Consider the following 20080-nt stretch of genomic DNA (forward strand, 5'->3'; position numbering starts at 1 on the left):
AATATTAAAACACTCGCTCAAAGAGTGAGTTTTAATCGTAGCCTAAACTCAGCCAAGGTTTGCTCACCAATATCTATCATCTCATTCAACTGCTTGGCGACTTGAGGTTCATCTTTTACTTTCGCACTCTGCTCTAGATTTTGTGCAGCAACAGATAGAGCCTCAGCCCCAAAACTACCTGCACTACTCTTTAGTGTATGAGCCTGTATGTCAATTTCAGAAAAATCCAACTCACTTCCATTTTGATATGACGCAGCTATTTGCTTTAATAATTGCAACCGCTCACTCGCCTCAGTTAAAAACACACCGAACATCCTCGCCATAGCATCTTCACCTAGGGTATGGCTTAGCTCATCTAGCGTCGACTCATCAATAATACTCATCATTTCATTATTATCTCCGGTGCCAACTCCTAGGGTTAAACAACTAGGTTCTTTATATTCGACGGGTTGAGTTGTAGCCAATTGACTAACCATTGTATCTTTACTTTCAAGGTCTACTACAAGTATTTCTTCGCTCAACTCTGCACCAACTGCTGACTTTACTATAGCCCCTTGGTCAACAAAAACAATCCACTTATTAACAACATGAGCCAAAACCTCGCGATTAACAGGTTTTGGCACAAAATCTTTCATTCCGGCATTCATGCACAGCTCTACATCTTCTTTTTGCACATTTGCCGTCATCGCGACGATTACTTGATCTGGATTTCGCTGTAATATTTTCTGTGTTGCTTCAATACCATCCATCTCAGGCATTCTCATGTCCATCAAGATGAGCCCGTAATGACATTTACTTGCCATGTCTACAGCTTCAACACCATTATTCGCGATTTCTACCCTAAAGCCTGCTTTGGTTAACAGTGCACTGGCAACAATTTGGTTAGCAGGACTGTCTTCAGCCAATAAAATAGGTAGGTGAACTTGGTTGTTTGCAAGCTCGATGGGCTGGCAGCGGACATCTTCAACTTCAAGCTCCCGATCACCACTCAGCACGCTCAACATCATGTCTCGGCTCAGAGGCTTATTGACAACCTGCTCTATAGCTACCTCACGCAATAATCTTGCCGCCTCAGGCACAACAACCGTCATTAGGGCTGCCATTAACCCTTGTTCACACAAAAAGTCTTGCTTGAGACTCGTTGCCTGCTGCTCGTTCAAATCAAACAAACAATGTTCATCAATCATAATTAGATTAAACTGGTCCTGATTTTTTAGGGTACTAAAAACGCTTTTAATACTATCAACAGCAACAACCGAAACCCCATATTGACGATACTGCTTTTGTGCTAACTGACGATAAATATCATTCGGGTGCACCAGCAAAACCCTAGAATTGGGTGGAACCTTAACATCTCTAGTTTTGGCATTCTTATCTAGCTTAAGAACTACATCAAAACAAAAACAACTGCCGACGCCCTGCTCACTATCAACACTTATTTGTCCTCCCATTTGTTGAATCAGCTCAGAGCAAATCGCTAGGCCAAGACCTGTACCACTGTAATGAGTATTATGCGTATCATGCACTTGGCTAAACTCTTCAAATAATGTTGACTGCGCTTCTTCGGTAATGCCTATCCCTTGATCCGACACTTTACAACATAGCCTAGCTTCAGCCGAAACCGCTGCTGGTAACCACATCTCAATAGCGACACAGCCACCAGAGGAGAACTTAATCGCATTATCGATTAGGTTGTGCAGAACCTGCCTTACCCTTTGCCCATCGCCAATCAAACTTTCTGGCACATTTGGGTTAATACAAATAGCTAATACAACCCCTTTGTCTTGTGCTTTTGCAGAAAGAACCTGTAAAACTTGGGCAGCGAGTTTGGCCGGAGAAAATGCGCTTTCTTCCAGCACCATTTGTCCCGCTTCAATTTTAGAGAAATCTAAAATATCATTAATAGTACTTAATAGTGCTGTCCCAGCTTCCTTAGCTGTGTTGGCGTAAATCCTCTGCTCTTTATTCAAACTCGAGTCCAATATTAAATCGACACTGCCTAAAACAGCATTCAACGGACTGCGGATCTCATGACTCATAGTCGCTAAAAATCGAGATTTCGCTTCACTTCCTTGCTCTGCCTGCTCTTTGGCAAGTTTCAGCTGTGATTCGTATTCTATTCGACGTGAAATATCTCGAATAAAAGCCGTTAATAGCATCTCCTGCCCGAGTTGCACTGGAATAAGGGTCAGCTCAATAGAGACGAGTTCGCCGTCTGAACGTACCGCATTCATCTGGGTTGAATGCTTAATAGCAGAACCTTGGCCTGTTGCAATATACTCTTTCAGGATATTCAAAAAAAGCTGTCGGTCCTTGCCTTGAAAAAGGGTACTCGCTATTGAATAACCTACCATCTGACGAATACCTAGCTTAAATAGCAAGCATGCAGAATCGTTTGCTTCTTGAATGTTTCCATTAGTATCAATTGTAATAAGCGCATCTTTGCTGCCTTCCAAAGTTGCCAATAAAATAGACTCGGTTCTCTGGGCGGCAACTTGAGCACGCTTCAAATCACTGACATCTTTCACTAATCCTAAAAATAGCACCTCGTCATCGATACGCATTTTTGAAATAGATAATTCAATAGAGAAAAGGCTACCGTCTTTTTTCTTCGCAACTAACTCCCGGCCTTTACCTATAATCTTAGCTTCACCTCCTTGTAGATAATGTCGAATATACTCATCATGCATGTACTGATCGTGCGGCGGCATTAACATTGATACATTATAGCCAATGAGCTCTGATGAGCGATAACCGAACAAACAACTCACAGCAGGATTGACTTGCTCTATTACTCCCTGAGTATTAACAATAAAAAAGCCATCTACAGCCGTTTGTAAAATCGCATTTAAGCGAATATTGGCACTTTCTAGCGCTTGGTTTTTATCGGCGACCTTTTTTACCATTTGGTTAAAAGCCTCCATTGTTTCACCTATTTCATCATCGCTACTCACTGGGATCTGGACCAATGATTCTCCCTTTAATATACGTTGCGATGCGGTTTTTAACAGTGCCAAATTACGTGTCAAATAATTCCCTAACAGCCACGAAAATAGAGCGACTAAAAACATTTCTATTGCTGCTATCGTCAAAAATCGAGTTCTGGCATCAACAATAAAACTGTCGAGCTTAGCTGTGTCAAAACCAAGCTCAACCCTCCCATAGTTAAAACCTGATTCTTTTACATCTCTTTCAATATCTAAAATACCATCAACTACATCAGCCGGCTCTTGAGATAGCGTCGAGCCACCACTCATACTGCCAGCACTCACCAATAAATGACTTTGATTATAAATATTGACATAAAGCACTTGAGAGGTGGTGAGTAGCTCTGCGGCGAGAACATTGAGGGTTGATAGATCACTGCTTATCACCGCATCCTTTGCTGCTGCAGCAAAAAGTGATGCTGTAGAAGTTGCACGTTTTTGGATCTCGGCTTGGTTAGACGTTTTTAGATAATCCACACTGGTATAGACCAGCAACATTAATAGCAAGCCTTCAATAACAGCAATCCCAAAAATCGTTTTAATACGAAAAGACATTGTTATTTCTCCTTTAATGGCTTTTCTAGTTCACTTAGTTTCAGCGCTCTCACATCATCCCAGTCACTACTGCTCGCCGCTTCCATGGCCTTAAAACCTAAACCACTTAGTAACATCTGCCCCTCATGTGTATTAGAAAGTGCCATTAACTGTTCAAGCAAAATATCACGCTGCAGTTCCGACACTCTTGGGTGGGTCGCAATTGCATGAGGGGTGTAACCAGGAGTACGCCAAAGTACCTTTAGCTGCTTGGTAACATTTGCATCCATATTATTAAATGTACGTCCGACTCCCCCCCCCGCATCGACAAGCCCCTGAGCCACTGCGAGGTATACCGAATCATGAGAACCTACATATTGAGTGCGATGAGTAATATTATTTTGCTTTAAAATAGCCCTGGGGATAACACTTGCAGCAAATGCTGCTGGAGCGGGAAAGGCGAGTAACTTGTCATCAAGTTCTGTCAACTTAGAGATGGGGGAATCTTTACGTACAACAACCAACCCAGTTAAATATTTATCTTGCTCTTTTGCCAATGCAACATAACCGGGCGAAACATTAAATACAGTAAAGTGATAAGGGTTCATATAGGCAATATCATAGTCCCCTCTAGCCAAACGCCTTTCAAAGGTAGGGATGTCCGGCGCAGTTGCAAATTGCAAATCAAGCTTCGCATTTTGCGACAAGACTGCAAGTACTGGAGCCCAGCTTCTGGCGAGGGTGCTAGCGGCTTGTTGGGGGACCACACCAAAGACCAATCTTGTTGGCGTTATTTCTTGTGCCGTTTCAACAGCTGCTGCCCGCAGGCTGCAACAAGAAATAGCGATAAACCCAAATAAAACCACAAGCTTTTTTAGGATCATATTCATAGGCATCTTGCTGCTTCCTTATGATTTAACATATATACAAAGTACTAATTTTAAAATACCTAGCAATGTATATGCCATATCGCTATCGTATGCTCAGTAATTCAAATAAATAAGTAATCACATCAAGTATAAACCCCAAAAAAATCAACCATTCATTTTTCATTTTTCATTTTTCATTTTTCATTTTTCATTTTTCCAGCAACGCTGATACTCCAATCAAGAGCAAGTAATAAGCTGATATAAGCCACTTAAAAAGTAACCCTTAATCATAAGTTTCTTAGCTGGTCCAAAGCTTGCTTAACAATATTTAACCTCTATTTTCTATTGGAGTGAGTCGATGGCTTTGCCCTTATCTTCAACAACACAGCAAAAAGTACGGCCTAAGATCATGGTTGTAGAAGACTGTGACACTGAAAGATGCCTATTAACCAGCCTCCTAGACAGCATGGGCTATCAAACACTGGCATTTTCTGATGCTAAAGATGCACTCTGTACGCTAAAACAATCACATATCGATATGGTCATCACTGACTGGATGATGCCAGAGATAAGCGGCATAGACTTATGTAAGACAATTAAATCTATGACGCACCCGCCTTATACCATCCTGCTAACAGGTAATAATCAAAACAGTCATTTAATCGAAGGGATTGAAGCTGGAGCAGATGACTTTGTCACTAAGCCGTTTAATGTAGGTGTGCTCAAAGTTAGGGTTTTGGCAGGTTTGCGCATCGTTGAAATGCAACAAGCTCTCGCCCAGCAAAACAGCCAATTAAACGCCTTACTGAGTAAAGAGCAGCAATACCTTAAAGACTTGCAACAAGATCTTGCTAGTGCTGCACAGCTTCAGCGGGCTTTATTGCCAAAAAACGCTGACCTAACTAATGGCTGGCAAGTGACCACACGCTTTAAGCCAGCCCAAGAGTTGGCCGGCGATATTTTCCAATGCTTCAACATCGACTCACAACATATTGGGTTCTATTTATTGGATGTCAGTGGCCATGGCACGGCAGCATCGATGCTGAGCTTTACCTTAGCTCAACAGCTATCTTCAAGCCAAAAAGCTTGGCAACAACATGACCTTAGCGGTCTCGTTAACAAGGTTAACCGTAAATTTGAAGATCCTGAGCAATGTGGACGCTTTGCAACGCTACTGATAGGTATTGCCAATACGCACACCGCTGAAATAGAGCTTATTAGCGCTGGCCACCCCGCCCCCATTGTTGTTGGGCCGCTAGGGACCTATTTTATTGATAATAATCAATTAAAATCCCAGCTGCCTATCGGGATCAGTAAGGTGCATCAATATCAGAGTCAAATTTACCAGCTTGAAGATAACTGCGAGTTATTACTTTATTCTGATGGTCTGTATGAATGTCGCCATAGTAAATACGGCTTTTATGGCCAAGATAAACTGTTAAAGAATATCCATAATGCTAAGAGTTTACCTGCCAACAGACTTTTGCATTATTTAAGCTACAGCGCTGAATTGTGGCAAGAAAAACAAGCACAAGATGATATCTCTCTGATGCTGATCTCAAGTACTAAGGTTGATAATAGACACAAGGAGTTACAATGAATAGTTTACAATTCACTCTCAATCGACATGTTTTTCAGCAGCACTCAATTAGCAAAGAAATTGACCAGTTCATGCTGCAAAACCACGTGCCTGATAGCAATCGTTTCAAAATTATCACCTGCACACTGGAAGCCATTGCTAACGTGTTTACCCATGCAAATCCCCCCTTAAATCACATGATTGTGATCTTGCATTGTGACAAAGATAAAGTGACCGTTGACCTACTGGATAATTCTAAAGCAAGTGACTTTGAGACAGAGGTTCAATGTCCACCAGCCCACTCGTTATCAGGGCGAGGCTTGTGGATCCTCAATAATTGGATGGATACGGTAAGAACCCAAAAAACAGTTGCTGGCACACACTTACAATTAACGTTAGCTGTTTAGCCAATAGCAACTCTATCATTCAAAGCCAACTGATTTTGATACGGCAGTTTATGTTCCAGCTCCGTGTCCAGCTGCTCGTACGCTATCTGGGTGAAAGTTATCAAAACTTCAATGAATAGATATCGTATCAAGGAAGCCATTACAGGCGCTTATTTTTGCTTGCATCTCTCCATAACCAAACTGCTTCATTTTGCTTTGCATATTAAGAACTCTCGAGCCACCGTTACCAGAAAACAAAATAAAACCTATAGAATCAGACACATAAACAATGGCACCTTAATTGCTAGTTATTAACTAACGCTCCATGACGGGGCAGCCTCAATTAGCCAAATAACACAGAATGCAAAATAGCATTTTAAGGATGACAATATGACTTTCTCACAATTACCCCAAAGCAATGCATGTAAAGTGGTTCTTCCTGCAGAAGTCGTTATGGCGCATACCCCAACTCTTCGAGCAGCCATATTACAGCAGATAAACTCCGGCATGACCCAGCTTATTATCGATCTACATAAAGTCGATTACATCGACTCAAGCGGCCTTTCAGTGTTGATTTCCGCATTAAAGAAATTAGAACAAGTCAATGGCGATATCGTGCTGCTCTCCCCTACAGCTGGTGTACGTTCGTTAATTGAGTTAACCCGTTTACACCAAGTATTCGCAATCTATGAAGATGAACAAGCAGCCATCGAATATATCTGCAATGAATCATTTGAAGAGTCGCTTTCAATTTAGCGAAGAGTTTATCGCTAAAAAAGCCAATCAGAGGATAACGCTATGAACCCCAATCAAAGCATCCTAAATGTAGTCACAGTGCTGATATTATTATGCCTACTTTCAGCGTGTGTGACGCCAAATGCACCAGAGCAAAAAGCCATTTGCTCTGGTGAGAATGATGACATGACACAATGTCACTTTTACGATCGTCATACGCCTTATATGCGCAGTAAAATCGGCGCTCAGAGAAACAAAGCGCTACCACAAACAAGTAGCATGGGACACACCTACCTAATGTACGCAGGTCAAGCTCAGCAAGCACTGCACTTACCACAAAATATTCGCTTATCTGTTGGTGACAGACTCAATATACAAATTTTAAACGGCCAAGAGTTTAGTGGTAACGTTGAAGTGAATAATGACGGCTATATTTACTTACCCTATCTAGCGCCAATCCATGCTAAAGGCCTCGATGTGCAAGAGCTATCAGGAAAAATCAAGCAACACCTTGTGCAAGAGCAATTTATGCTTAAAAACACGGTTAGGCTAACCATCACACCTCTAAAATGGGCGCCAGTAGATATCACAGTTTCTGGCGGCGTGTTTGAGCCCGGACAACACCAAATCAATAAAAAATCAGATCTCGAAATTATCGATGATGACGGCGACCACAGCGGTGACCAAGCATCTCAACGAAATATTGCTGCAGCGCTGCGCTCTTCAGGAGGCGTGCGCCCCGATGCCAACATTGCTGAAGTAATGGTCATACGTGGACAACACAGCTTTACCTTAGATCTATCAGGCGTGATTCATGGCTACCCTGTCCCCTCTATGACGCTTATGTCTGGCGATCATATTCACGTTCCCCAACATGACTATTTTGATGATGCTCTAGCTCGTCCATCACAAATAACCGCGCCAGGTATTAGAGTGTTTTTGTCTAATCTAACCCAACCGGCTAGCAGCAACTCTCAGTCAGCAGTCGATACTGACGCGACTCGATTTCCTTACGGTACCCGCCTTTTAAATGGTGCAATTGCAGCTAACTGTGTTGGTGGCGCTCAATCAACCAATGCCAGCAGACATTTATTGCTGATCACAAAAAATCCCTTAACTGCGCAGGTTGATGTAGTAGAGCGCTCAATGGATGAACTTATCAGGCACTCATGGGAGACGGGAATGAACCCGATTTTAATGCCTGGAGATGGCATAGCTTGCTACGACTCCCGTGTCACTAATATCCGTGAGATCGCACGCGCAATTACTGAAGTATTAGTTCCTGCCACATTACTAGAGTTGCTTTAGCAACCGCAGGAGATATGATGACCTCAAAAAAAAGCCAATGGCCATTATTATGGATACAGCGCTACTTTGTTAATGGTAGTCAGCTATCAACAAAGCAAAGAAAACAAGCTTACATCAAGCTAACGTTTGCTTTGATAGCGCTGATCTGGCTAATGGTCATCCTAATGATTTTAATCAGCCCTAATCGCTACGTAAGCCAGTGGACCGTTATCCTTCCAGGTTCCGGAGTGGGAGCAAATGTCACTCTAGACAGTGTCGGGCAAGCCAATAGCTCTACCATCTCGCCCTACGCCAGCAGTGCTATTGATCCAAGAATTAACTACAAAGCAATTGCAACCAGCAAATCACTTATCAATAAAGCGGCAGAATCACTACAATTAAAAGCTGGCGAGTATGGTACACCAAAGCTCAAACTCCCCAACCAAACAGGTATTATCCAATTAAGCATAAAAGGCAGCTCGGCAAAACTTGCTCAAGAAAAGGCTTGGGCCCACTACCACAGCCTGCAAGGGATTTTGGCCCAGCTTAGAACCGATGAGATAGAACAAAGAGAAGATGCGATCAGAGTCGGTATGGCAAGCTTTGCCAACAAGGTTAACCATACACAGGAAAAATTACTTAAATTCCAATCAGAGCACGGATTAGTTTCTTTAGATCAATTTAAAGAAGTTGCGTTGACCATGGAAAGGCTAAGACACAGTAAGGTCAATTTGGTCTCTGAGTTACAAGGTGTTCGTGCTAGCCAAAAAACCTTAGAGTTACACTTATCACTAACACCTAAACAAGCTGCAGGACTGTTAACCCTAAAAAATGATCAATTATTCCAGCAATTATTGATGAGCTATACCCAAGTAACGGCATCACTTGTGGAATACCGCAGTCGCTTCGGTAAGCGTCACCCAAGAGTGGTCACTTATCGGGATGAACAAGCATCAATACTGCGAGCCCTTAGTCAGCGTTGTAAAACCTTGCTGGGATATACAGACAAGCGCTTAATGCTAATGCTATCGGCCGATGATTTGGATGGCCGAGCTCAACTTATGCAGCAGTTATTAACCCTAAATACGGAAGCGGAAGGGCTAAGGCACCAAATCGATACCCTTACCATGCAAATTCACGATTGGGACCATAGATTTACTGACAGTAATGATGATGCTGCTAAGCTAGAAGATCTGCAGCGTGAACATCAGGTCGCGACAGCAGTATATACTTCTGCGCTAGCTAAAATGGATATAGGTAAAGCAGATATCTACGCGGCGTATCCAATGCTGCAGCTAATGGCGTCACCGAGTTTAGCGTCAGAGCCTGATAATTTATTAATACTGCTAACCATTGTCGGCGGATTAGCAGCGTCAATTTCATTAATTGCAGGGATGGGAATGCTATGGATCCGCAAACCTATACTCCAGAAAATTCTGACGAAGTAATCATTTGGCGTGCCATCACCGGCACCTACCTATTTTGGTTATTAGGTGCCATGTATGTGGTAGCGCCAGTGATCGCATGGGTTTTATTGCTAAGAATGTTTAAGCGTAATCTTGTCGACAAGGTGGCTTACTCGATTAGCAAGGCACAAGTCTTCTGGCTTGTTGCCATGGCTGTCATGCTATTAGCACTCATTATTGGCCACCTCACCAATGAGCTAGGTTTAGCAAAACTGATTAAATCCAGTATCGGCTGGGCAAAAGGCTGGGCGCTACTGGCAATCTTTCCGTTAATCGGCTCACTCAACATTCGTCCTGAGCTCATATATCGCGCTTGCTGTATCGTCTGTAAACATACCTTATTGCTGTTGCCCATATTCATTGGCGCATGGGCCGTTGGACTACCAAGCACGTTATATACTTCACCTTTAAGTATCATTGGCGGTCCAGGGCCTGAGTTTTTCAACGTCAGTTTATATGAAATCGATCCAGCAAGTGGCTTACCAAGATGGCGCCTATTTACGCCATGGGCACCAGCAATCGGCATGGTTGGTAACCTGTTCTATATTTTTGCAATGCAAGAAAAATCAAAATATTATCAGCTTTATGGTATTTTCGGTAGCTTGTCTATGGTGCTGCTATCTCAATCTCGCTTAGCGTTGGTCTGTTATATTTTGCTGGTTGGCTATTTCATATTCCTTCGTTTTTGTCGTTCGCCTTATATCTATTTCTTTGCCACTCCAAGCTTATTGCTAAGCGGTTTTTTCGGAATCGAATTATTAGAAAAAATTCAACAAAGTATCGCCACCTTTAAGAGCGCAAGAGCTGGCTCAACAAGAGTAAGACAAGAACTCGCTAACATCGCCATTGAACGCTGGTTAAATGAGGCTGTGGTCTGGGGACATGGCATAGTGGAGTGCGGTCCACATCTTGTTGAATATATGCCTATTGGATCGCATCATACTTGGTACGGATTATTATTTGTTAAGGGCATAGTTGGCGCCATTGCTTTAGCGTTACCAATGCTAGTCAGCCTGCTTTGCTTAATTGCTCATATATTCAGCTCTAAGCTGGCTGCAGCTGCAGTGGCGGTTTTATTGCAATTATTTCTTTATACCTTTGGCGAAAATTTAGAAATTTTAGCCTATTTGTTTTGGCCGGGTCTGATAATAATAGGTATTGCCCATAAACGCTCAAATACCGCAACGACAGAAAGCAATACAGCGGTGCAACAGCCTGCAAAAATTATATTACCTGAGCATATAAACTAAAGTACGATCCACGCAGACTTCTATAATCCAGTGAAGTATTAGTTAGCACTCATTCCACCAGCTTGTGTCCTTATCTATTATCCATTTCAATCCCGTGGCGTGAATTCGCTAGCAATCGCTTAGCCAATCATCATTTAAGCCTGTATACCGCATAAGCTCTTCAAAGTGATTCGCAATTTGCAAAAAGAGACATAAACCTAAATTCCTCTCGTTCCCGAACACAATAAAATACATATTTAACAATGCTTTGAAAAATATTTAGATCAGACATAAAACTTGGCATAAACCCTGTATTCACTATGGTTAGAGATAACAATACAACCGAATTTAAAACAACCAATTATTTAATATCGTCAGTGACAACACACAGTAGGTGGTGACATGCAAAGCATCGCACTCATTAATAACAAGCTAGTAATGGCATGCAATAGTGCTTTAGGTAAAAGCCTATTTTGGCTGGGTTCCGCTCAAGTACTGGGACGTGTTGTCCGCCTAGCCTCAAGTATCATCATTGCCCGCCTATTGACTCCTGAAATATTCGGTCAAGTTGCGATTATTCTCACTCTATTTGAATTGATCTGCACACCCACTCGCAGAATTTCGTCTGCCGCCCTGATCAACATGACGGAAAACCAACTAAACCAAGCTTTACCTGCCGCGAATCAAGTTAACTGGTTCGCGGCAATTATCGCCTTCGTTGCCATGAGCTTACTCAGCTGGCCGCTTGCAATCTACTATGATGACTTGCAGCTAATTCTACCCATGATACTTATGGCAACAAGCTATTTATTATTACCCTTAGGCATGCTACATGCAGCGATTAATCTTAGAGCAAACAAGATGAGGGTAGTAGGTCGAGCTGTGCTTTGGCAAACCATTGCCGATGCAACGATCACCGCAGTATTCGCTTTTCTCGGGCTAGGCATTTGGGCAATTATTTTGCCTAAAGTCATTGTGGTATTTATTTGGATTGGGGTTCATAGATACCATAATCCCTTGCCCGAGGCTTTTTTCAATCCAAACCACCCTAGCGACTCCCCCCGCCCCATAGCAGCGCAGATAATGCTTACAACAAAAGCTAAGCAATTACTCAGGTTTGGTATTCAAGTCGGATTAAGTGATCTGGCTATCGCACTAAGACAAAACATTGATTACTTACTGGTAGGTTACTTCTTAGGGATCGAAGCTCTCGGGGTATACTTTTTTGCCTTTAACGCTAGCCTTGGCATTAGCTTAGGTTTAGTACAAAGCTATGGAACCGCACTCTATTCCCATTTATGCCAAAAGCAATCTGATCATACTTGCCAAGCCATTTCACGAGAGCAAAAGTACAGCCAATCCTTAAAGTTCATCATGCTATTAACTGTGCCTATCATAGGGCTGCAAACTGTGCTGGCCCCCTTCTATGTGCCATGGGTTTACGGTCAAAAATGGATGGAAGCTGGCGCATTGCCCGTATTTATACTGCTTTGCTTAAGCGGGCTTGTAAGGCCTTTGGGCGAGGCTGCCAGCCAATATCTCATTAGCGTCAATAGAAGCCGTGCAAACCTAATTTGTAATAGCGTATTCACCTTAATGCTTACAGCTTGTATTGCATTCTCAAGTGCATGGGGCTTACAAGCTGTTGCCCTAGCGATTCTGCTACTCCACCTGCTGGTTATGCCGAGCTTTACTCTTTACCTAAAACTGACTCAACCCAGCACTCATTCAACAATTAACGCCTCAGAGGTGCAACTATGAATCCTATTTCAAGTAATAATCAAATTCGCCCTCCTAAGGTGTCTGTCGTCATGCCTGTATACAATGTTGCACTATTTGTTGAAGATGCCATTCAATCGGTATTGGACCAAAGCTTTGAAAATTTTGAGCTTATTATTATCAATGACTACTCAAAAGATAATAGCCTTGCGTTATGTCAGCGCTACAATGACGCTAGAATAAAAATCATCAGCCACCAGCATAATCAGGGCTTATCTTCTGCGCGTAATACCGGAATTAGGCATGCGCTTGGCCAATATGTCGCGTTTATTGATTCTGATGATATGTGGCACAAAGAAAAGCTGGAGCGACATGTACAACATTTAGATGGCGCGCCGGAAGTCGGCATTAGCTTTTCTAGATCTGTGTTTATGTCCTATGCAGGTAAAGTGCTCAATATATACCAAATGCCACAACTTAACGGGATCACGGCTGTAGACTTGCTATGTCGAAATCCGGTGGGTAATGGCTCAGCCCCTGTCATACGCAGTGAAACACTCGCCGATATCAGCTACCAAGCCAGTAATAAACGGCAAAAACATACATGCTATTTCGATGAGAACTTTCGCCAATCAGAAGATATTGAGTGCTGGTTAAGAATAGTCACCACCACACATTGGCAGATAGAAGGGCTCCCTGCTCCCCTGACTTTTTATCGCTTAAACAACCAAGGGCTGTCTTCAGATTTAAGCAAACAATATGGCTCTTGGAACAAGATGATCGAGAAAGCAAAAAGCTTTGCTCCAGAACTATTGGCCCAACATGAAAATAGAGCTAGAGCCTATCAACTCAGATATATAGCAAGGCAAGCTATTCGTAATAAAGAGGGTAAGCAAGCAATCAAACACTTACATCAAGCATTGGCAACCTCGCCGAGTATTATCTACTTTGAGACTGCCCGTACTGTATCAACCGCTGCCGCAGCATACCTATTAGCTCTGCTGCCCAAAAGGCTATATTGTTGCTGTGAAAACCTAGCTCAAAATGTACTAGGTCGACTGCAAAGTCTAAAAATTAGTCGTGATGGTGTTAGCGCTGTATGGTTAAATGAAGCGAAGTAACAACTGAGTATTCGCCGCACTGCAAATAATATCTTTAGCGGGTATCATTTGCAGTGCGGCTGGTGGGCAAATGTCCCCCTTAAAACTCATACTCCTACCTAACCCCAGCCCTCTTAGCCCGCCCCAGATCAAGCTACCCCATTAAGATTCAAGCCATTGCAGCATGCATTGCATGTTGCAAATAACCGTAAAAGACTCAACTAACCTAGCCCCCCCCTTTGCAACCAAAACTGCCTAAGTGACTAAAATAAAACAACTAAAAATATTGGCATTGATTATGCTTTTGAAAGGTTAACTAGCGAATTTAAATAACAATAAACGGGAGTTGATTATGAACAAAGCAAACAGCCATTACGCTATCCGCTCCTGTTTAAGCATTCGTTGCTTCGATTTTTGTGTGGCGGTTACTCTGCTGATCTTAACGAGTCCATTTATGCTTTACGGATTTATCCGCAGTTGGATGGCAAAAGAGCAAATCATTGAACTTGTTTACACCGCAAGCAGCGATGGTGAACAAGTGGCGTTAAAACAGTTTAGCTACTCTGGTCGATTTCAAAAATTACCCATGTTATTTAACCTATTACATGGGCAAGTGTCGCTATTGGGTAGTGCCATTGTTTATGTAGTCCCGGCGACGAGCCATAGTAAAGACCGTAGTAAAGAGATAGTGAGCCAAGCACATTACATTGCCAATCCTGGCTTAATATCTATTGAGCAACTTAACTCGGCAACGGGACTTAACTTCGAGCAAAGCACAATCTCTCTTACCCGAGCCCATTCAAGCTTAATTCGTTATCTCTTCGCCTTATTGAGAAACCTAATGGTTAGCATGACCACAGGTATTTTCTGCAAAAAAAGCCAAGTACGTCATTCACAGACCTCGGTATTTGGCATCAACCTTACTAACTGGAGCATGGAGCAACTGCTTGCAGAGATCCACAGTCAAGCAAGTACACCTCAAGCTCCTATGCGGCAATATAGTTTTGTTAATGCAGATTGCCTCAATATCAGCACTCGCAATGCTCAATATCGTCAATGCTTACTTAAAAATCAGCAGGTGTTTGCCGACGGAATTGGCGTACGTTTAGCCTGCTCAAGTAAAGGTGCGGTGCTTAAAGATAACCTTAATGGTACCGATATGTTTCCTCGTTTATGTCAACTCGCGGCAGCCAACAACTTGTCAATTTATTTATTGGGTGCCAGTGACGGCGTAGCACAACAAGCCGCTGAAAATATGCAATCTAAATACCCACAACTTAGCATTGCAGGCTGTCATTCAGGCTTTTTTGACAGCCAAACTCACACTCAGGCAAATCAAGATGTGATTGAAAAAATCAATCAATCTGGTGCCGATATCCTATTAGTTGCCATGGGTGCACCCAAGCAGGAGTTGTGGCTCGAAGCCAATAAAGCAGCGCTAACATGCAAAGTCGGTATTGGCGTTGGTGGCTTATTTGATTTTTATGCCCAGCGGATCAAACGCGCACCATTATGGCTTAGACAAATGGGGCTTGAGTGGACTTACCGGTTACTGCAAGAACCTAAAAGAATGTGGAAACGCTATATTATTGGCAACCCTAGTTTCTTACTTAAGGTCTATTTAGAAAACCGCCAATTAGCCAAACGAGAACGCCGTTTGTTTGCAAGAGCCACCCCAACATTGTCAAAGCAACAGTTACTGTTAGCACTGAATAAAAGCCAAACACTTAAGCAGTCACTGCCAATGTTTAACAGCAAACAGGCTAATGTGCGCCGGGCAAAATTCAACTTAGCCTTAAAGCTCCAGTACGCATGTAAGCGCATGCTCGATATATTGGTATCGTCAGTATTATTGGTACTGCTTTCACCACTCTTACTGCTAACAAGCTTATTGATCCGGATTGAATCCCCTGGTGCAGCTTTATTCTCACAAGTTCGCGCCGGTCTAAATAATCGTTCATTCACCATGTGGAAGTTTCGCTCCATGTACCAAGATGCCGAACAAAGGTTGGCCGAACTTAACCTCAATAACGAAATGGCAGGCGGCATGATCTTTAAAATACAGCAAGATCCTAGGATCACTTGTATTGGTCGCTTTATTCGCAAAACGTCAATTGATGAGCTTCCACAATTATGGAACGTGTTACGTGGTGATATGTCCTTAGTCGGACCAAGACCTGCGTTATCGAGTGAAGTTAAGCAATACAGCCAGTACCACAGAGGACGCCTAGCGGTAAAACCCGGCATTACCTGTATTTGGCAGGTCTCAGGTCGGTCAACAATCCCATTTGAACGTCAAGTTGAGCTCGATATTGATTATATCTATCAGCAATCATTTACCGCCGATCTTTGGTTACTGATAAAAACCATCCCAGCGGTTATTTTTGCCCGCGGCGCTTACTAAGGAGCTCTATATGCAAGCAATTGTCTTTGTAAATCGCCATGGTAATGAACTCTCTCCGCTAAATAGAGAGTATTGCCCTGCATTATTGCCCGTTAGCAATAAGAGCGTTATTGAGTACACCTTAGAAGACTTATCAGCCGCAGGAGTCACGCAAGTTAAATTAGTCGTATCAAGCCATATTTGCGAACTCAAAGCGCTTATAAAGCAAGGTGAAGCCTGGGGCTTGCAAGTGGATTATTTCCTTAGCCGTGAACAAGAAGATGCTTCAAAAGTACTGCCGAGATTGGCACTTAATAAGGATGAATCTATCTTACTTGCTAGAGGAGATATATTAAGAAGTCCTTGTATTCAATCTTTTGTAGAATTCAGTCAACAGATGAAACACAGCCTGGTTATTGCAAAAATCAACAACCTAAATGCAGGGTTAATGATGCTACCTGCTGCAGCGCCATATACAGAAGCCCTAAACTGGCCATTACAAAGTAACAGTACTCAAAACCAAATAAACAATGACACAACACAAAATCAATCGGTAACCCAAATTCTCCACGGTGAGTGCTTTATGCTATCAAGTCTTGCCGACTACATGACAGCGAATCAAGCTGTAGCAAGTGCAAAGGTCACCGGACTGACTCCACCTGGTCGATTTTATGGCAGCGCCGATAAAAATAACGGCTTTTTTCTGGGAGCGGGTGCGCAAACAGGCCAGCTACAATTACAACCTGCTTGGGGAGCAATTGGCGATAACTCATGGGTAGATGACAGCGTAGAAATGCAGCAAAGCGTTATTCTGGGTAAAAACTGTATCATCGACGCCCAATGCCGGTTAACAAACTGCCTTATCCTCGACAACTCTTATGTTGGTCAAGCATTAGACGTCAACGCTGCAATCATCTGTAAAAACCAACTATTAACACCCGCTACGGGAGCGAGTATTACCTTAGACGATAACAGCATCATCGCCTTAAATGCGCCTGTTGCGAATGATAACAAGGTGGCATTTAGCGACAGACTATCCGCTTTATTGCTGTTTGCTCTCGGTATCATCCTTGCGCCAATCCTATTGCTAATGTCTCTAAACATTAAACAAAAAAGATGTGTAATCAAAGACAAAGTGACGGTTAACAATCAAAGCTACAGCAGCTGGCGTTGGAACCTTAACTCACTGTTTTTTAGCCGACTACCACAACTTTTCCTCGTCATCACGGGCAAGCTAAATCTATTTGGCTGCAACCCTTTTATCTGCGCTGACACCTCACCGCAGCAGCGCTCCGGCAGCACAGCTACCGCAAAAAGTGATAAACCAAACAAAGACAGCATGCCTGAACTGCTAACACTATTAACTCCAACCTCTAAGTCTGCATATGGTGTTTATGGTCCAGTCCAATTACTCGGCAACACCATGCCCAATGAAGAGATGCAGTTAATAGAGGCTGAATTCATCAACAATCAGCAGCATAGAAAGTATTGGCGACTTATTTGGCAAGCAATGAATCACCACGGTCAACATTTGGATAAACAATTCAACAAAGAGCAAATCTAGTTCGATTTAACACTCTATGGATCTAATTTGGTGGGAGAAGCACTATGAAGACTATCATTACTTATGGAACATTCGATCTATTTCATTATGGTCATGTACGCTTATTCAAACGCTTAAGAGCATTAGGAGATAAGTTAATTGTGGCGGTATCTACCGATGAGTTTAATGCCAAAAAAGGTAAAGCCGCCTTTTTCAGTTATTTACAACGCGCTGAAATCGTCGAGGCTTGCCAATATGTCGATATGGTCATCCCAGAGTCTCGCTGGGATCAAAAAGCTCAAGACATCTGTAAATATGATATCTCAACCTTCGGTATGGGTGATGACTGGCAAGGTGAATTTGACGAATTGTCGCTGCTATGTGAAGTTGTTTATTTAACACGCACCGGTGAGATCTCAACAACTGAGATTAAAAATAACCTCGCTGTGCCGAGCTCTGTAGCAGACGAAAAAGATCCAACCAAGGTACGAACTGGTCGCCGGACTGACTCCCCAATAAAAAGAACGGGAAAGAAATGACATACTCAGGGTTTACTTGGATAAAAGCCAGTGTAAGAAAGTTAGTTTACCTGCTGTCAGCTATTGCCCCACGTAGCAATAAAAAAGCGGTTTTTGGTAGCTATAAAGATCAATTTTGCGATAACAGCAAATACCTATACCTGCACTGGCTACAAACCGAGTTTATTCGCTGTATCTGGATTAGTGGCAATAAAGAGCTAGTTAAACAATTACAAACGCAAAACAGAGAAGCCTATTACCGTTGGTCTGTAAAAGGCATGTTTCACAGTTTGACCTCGCAATACTTCTTCTACAACAGCTATATAGGCGACATCAACCAATGGTTTGCTAACGGAGCATTAAAGGTAAACCTATGGCATGGTTTACCGATGAAGAAAATTGAGTTTGATATTGAACATGGGCCTATGGCGGAAGTCTTTAACCCACAGGGCAGCTTTGCACATTTTAAGCAAAAACTATTTGCCCACCAGCAATACATCAAACCCGATCTTATGCTCAGCCCAAGCCCGCTTATCGATAAGCTCTTTAGTAGTGCTTTTAAGCTGCAATCTAAGCAAATTTTACGTGCAGGTTTCCCACGTACCGACTTTTATTGCCATCAAGACCGTACTCAATCACAGCAGCACAAGCCAATCATTGAGCAACTAGCATTTAAGCCCACCAAAAATCAAACTAACCCGAGCGTCATCCTTTATGTGCCCTCTTGGCGAGACAGCCATCAAACGGCTAACCCTTACACGCAAGCTTTTGACTGGCAGCAGTTATCAAGCCATTTAGTAAAACATAATCAACTGTTCTTAGTCCGATTACACCCAAATGAAGCGCAGTTAGCCAAGGACTTCACCGCCCTGCCAAACATCATTAATATCTCTGATTTTGAAGATGTGTATGAACTGCTCGGTCAAGTCGATCTGCTCATCACCGATTATTCATCGTTATTTATCGACGCCATGCCATTAGGCATTCCAGTGTGTTTTTACCGATTTGATGAAGCGCATTATATGCAGCAATGCCGTGATCTATATCCATATACCCAAACACTGCCAACAATTGCACCACAGTGCATCCATTTTGCAGAGCTACTCGCACAACTGCAGCCACAAGCCATAGTGCAACAAAAGCAGCAATATCAAACTCACTACCAACAGGTCGAACAGCTTTTTTGGAGCAATGAGGCAGAAGATGCATTTTGTGCATTAGAAAGACATTTAACAAAAGAAGGGATAAAGGAGCAAGCTGTCGGCGTACAATCATAGTCGTCATGAATACCTTTCTACGATATAAACAACGCTAAACAACACAGATATTCTATGGCGACAAGCTCCTGTAGGTTGGGCTTTAGCCCATCAAACCATAAAGGTACTCGATAACTGTCGGCATGAATATTCAATAATTGTCGGCATGAATATCCAGTAATTGTCGGCATAAATGCCGACCTACATATGAACAATGCCGAACACTGCTATCACTCTTGCCCAAGTACGCGCTACGTCCGATGTAGGTTGGGCTTTAGCCCATCAAACCATAAAGGTATTCGATAACTGTCGGCATAAATATTCAATAATTGTCGGGATAAATATTTAGTAATTTTCGGCATAAATGCCGACCTACATATGAACAATGCCGAACACTGCTATCACTCTTGCCCAAGTACGCGCTACGTCCGATGTAGGTTGGGCTTTAGCCCATCAAACCATAAAGGTATTCGATAACTGTCGGCATAA

14 protein-coding genes and 1 pseudogene are annotated in these 20080 nt (G+C 42.7%); 13 read left to right on the top strand and 2 right to left on the bottom strand.

The window, feature by feature from the left end; genetic code table 11:
* Nucleotides 1-17: 17 nt before the first annotated feature.
* Both L2748_RS16985 and L2748_RS16990 read right to left on the bottom strand, forming a co-directional pair.
* The gene (locus tag L2748_RS16985) at nucleotides 18-3542 is read right to left on the bottom strand and encodes a PAS domain S-box protein (RefSeq protein ID WP_220783080.1); all 3525 of its coding nucleotides are present in this window, start codon (nucleotides 3540-3542) and stop codon (nucleotides 18-20) included.
* A 2-nt stretch (nucleotides 3543-3544) separates the two neighbouring features.
* Complete coding sequence (locus L2748_RS16990) at nucleotides 3545-4417, bottom strand: PhnD/SsuA/transferrin family substrate-binding protein (protein WP_246616266.1); 873 nt, start codon at nucleotides 4415-4417, stop codon at nucleotides 3545-3547.
* Between the two features lie 331 nt (nucleotides 4418-4748).
* On the opposite strand from L2748_RS16990, the gene L2748_RS16995 reads away from it, so the two are divergent.
* The 13 genes and pseudogenes from L2748_RS16995 to L2748_RS17055 all read left to right on the top strand — a co-directional run bounded on the left by L2748_RS16995 (nucleotide 4749) and on the right by L2748_RS17055 (nucleotide 19612).
* Entirely contained in the window at nucleotides 4749-5990 is a 1242-nt protein-coding gene (locus tag L2748_RS16995; RefSeq protein WP_220783203.1) for a SpoIIE family protein phosphatase, read from the top strand.
* Entirely contained in the window at nucleotides 5987-6376 is a 390-nt protein-coding gene (locus tag L2748_RS17000) for an ATP-binding protein (protein ID WP_220783202.1), read from the top strand. The genes L2748_RS16995 and L2748_RS17000 overlap by 4 nt, the downstream gene beginning before the upstream one ends.
* 369 nt (nucleotides 6377-6745) lie before the next feature.
* Entirely contained in the window at nucleotides 6746-7111 is a 366-nt protein-coding gene (locus L2748_RS17005; protein WP_220783201.1) for an STAS domain-containing protein, read from the top strand.
* A gap of 42 nt (nucleotides 7112-7153) precedes the next feature.
* Nucleotides 7154-8398, top strand: a complete 1245-nt coding sequence (locus L2748_RS17010) for a polysaccharide biosynthesis/export family protein (protein WP_220783200.1) — start codon at nucleotides 7154-7156, stop codon at nucleotides 8396-8398.
* Nucleotides 8399-8415: 17 nt separating this feature from the next.
* On the top strand, nucleotides 8416-9825 hold the full coding sequence (locus tag L2748_RS17015; RefSeq protein ID WP_220783199.1) for a GumC family protein: 1410 nt from the start codon (nucleotides 8416-8418) through the stop codon (nucleotides 9823-9825).
* The gene (locus L2748_RS17020; protein ID WP_246616277.1) at nucleotides 9783-11093 is read left to right on the top strand and encodes an O-antigen ligase domain-containing protein; all 1311 of its coding nucleotides are present in this window, start codon (nucleotides 9783-9785) and stop codon (nucleotides 11091-11093) included. The genes L2748_RS17015 and L2748_RS17020 overlap by 43 nt, the downstream gene beginning before the upstream one ends.
* 381 nt (nucleotides 11094-11474) lie before the next feature.
* Nucleotides 11475-12833 carry an oligosaccharide flippase family protein gene (locus L2748_RS17025; RefSeq protein ID WP_220783198.1) on the top strand — a complete coding sequence of 453 codons (1359 nt, stop codon included), beginning with the start codon at nucleotides 11475-11477 and terminating at the stop codon, nucleotides 12831-12833.
* On the top strand, nucleotides 12830-13912 hold the full coding sequence (locus L2748_RS17030) for a glycosyltransferase family 2 protein (RefSeq protein WP_220783197.1): 1083 nt from the start codon (nucleotides 12830-12832) through the stop codon (nucleotides 13910-13912). The genes L2748_RS17025 and L2748_RS17030 overlap by 4 nt, the downstream gene beginning before the upstream one ends.
* Before the next feature lie 967 nt (nucleotides 13913-14879).
* Nucleotides 14880-15428, top strand: a pseudogene (locus L2748_RS24635) (WecB/TagA/CpsF family glycosyltransferase); the annotation flags it as partial.
* Nucleotides 15417-16295: a sugar transferase gene (locus L2748_RS24640; protein ID WP_420833306.1), complete on the top strand. Its 879-nt coding sequence runs from the start codon at nucleotides 15417-15419 to the stop codon at nucleotides 16293-16295. The pseudogene L2748_RS24635 and the gene L2748_RS24640, both read left to right, overlap by 12 nt.
* Nucleotides 16296-16305: 10 nt before the next feature.
* On the top strand, nucleotides 16306-17838 hold the full coding sequence (locus tag L2748_RS17045; protein ID WP_220783373.1) for a sugar phosphate nucleotidyltransferase: 1533 nt from the start codon (nucleotides 16306-16308) through the stop codon (nucleotides 17836-17838).
* A gap of 44 nt (nucleotides 17839-17882) precedes the next feature.
* Nucleotides 17883-18356: an adenylyltransferase/cytidyltransferase family protein gene (locus L2748_RS17050; RefSeq protein ID WP_220783372.1), complete on the top strand. Its 474-nt coding sequence runs from the start codon at nucleotides 17883-17885 to the stop codon at nucleotides 18354-18356.
* Nucleotides 18353-19612, top strand: a complete 1260-nt coding sequence (locus L2748_RS17055) for a CDP-glycerol glycerophosphotransferase family protein (RefSeq protein ID WP_220783371.1) — start codon at nucleotides 18353-18355, stop codon at nucleotides 19610-19612. The genes L2748_RS17050 and L2748_RS17055 overlap by 4 nt, the downstream gene beginning before the upstream one ends.
* The last annotated feature ends 468 nt before the right edge of the window (nucleotides 19613-20080 follow it).

Source organism: Shewanella sairae (genome assembly GCF_023283535.1).
GTDB classification, from domain to species: Bacteria; Pseudomonadota; Gammaproteobacteria; order Enterobacterales; family Shewanellaceae; genus Shewanella; species Shewanella sairae.

Excerpts from the sequence above, each read along its gene's own strand:
- L2748_RS17055 (WP_220783371.1), top strand. The coding sequence starts at position 18,353 with ATGACATACTCAGGGTTTACTTGGATAAAAGCCAGTGTAAGAAAGTTA.
- L2748_RS17010 (WP_220783200.1), top strand. The coding sequence starts at position 7,154 with ATGAACCCCAATCAAAGCATCCTAAATGTAGTCACAGTGCTGATATTA.
- L2748_RS17030 (WP_220783197.1), top strand. The coding sequence starts at position 12,830 with ATGAATCCTATTTCAAGTAATAATCAAATTCGCCCTCCTAAGGTGTCT.
- L2748_RS17000 (WP_220783202.1), top strand. The coding sequence starts at position 5,987 with ATGAATAGTTTACAATTCACTCTCAATCGACATGTTTTTCAGCAGCAC.
- L2748_RS17005 (WP_220783201.1), top strand. The coding sequence starts at position 6,746 with ATGACTTTCTCACAATTACCCCAAAGCAATGCATGTAAAGTGGTTCTT.
- L2748_RS24640 (WP_420833306.1), top strand. The coding sequence starts at position 15,417 with ATGGGGCTTGAGTGGACTTACCGGTTACTGCAAGAACCTAAAAGAATG.
- L2748_RS17020 (WP_246616277.1), top strand. The coding sequence starts at position 9,783 with ATGGATCCGCAAACCTATACTCCAGAAAATTCTGACGAAGTAATCATT.
- L2748_RS16995 (WP_220783203.1), top strand. The coding sequence starts at position 4,749 with ATGGCTTTGCCCTTATCTTCAACAACACAGCAAAAAGTACGGCCTAAG.
- L2748_RS17050 (WP_220783372.1), top strand. The coding sequence starts at position 17,883 with ATGAAGACTATCATTACTTATGGAACATTCGATCTATTTCATTATGGT.
- L2748_RS17045 (WP_220783373.1), top strand. The coding sequence starts at position 16,306 with ATGCAAGCAATTGTCTTTGTAAATCGCCATGGTAATGAACTCTCTCCG.
- L2748_RS17025 (WP_220783198.1), top strand. The coding sequence starts at position 11,475 with ATGCAAAGCATCGCACTCATTAATAACAAGCTAGTAATGGCATGCAAT.
- L2748_RS16985 (WP_220783080.1), bottom strand. The coding sequence starts at position 3,542 with ATGTCTTTTCGTATTAAAACGATTTTTGGGATTGCTGTTATTGAAGGC.
- L2748_RS16990 (WP_246616266.1), bottom strand. The coding sequence starts at position 4,417 with ATGCCTATGAATATGATCCTAAAAAAGCTTGTGGTTTTATTTGGGTTT.
- L2748_RS17015 (WP_220783199.1), top strand. The coding sequence starts at position 8,416 with ATGACCTCAAAAAAAAGCCAATGGCCATTATTATGGATACAGCGCTAC.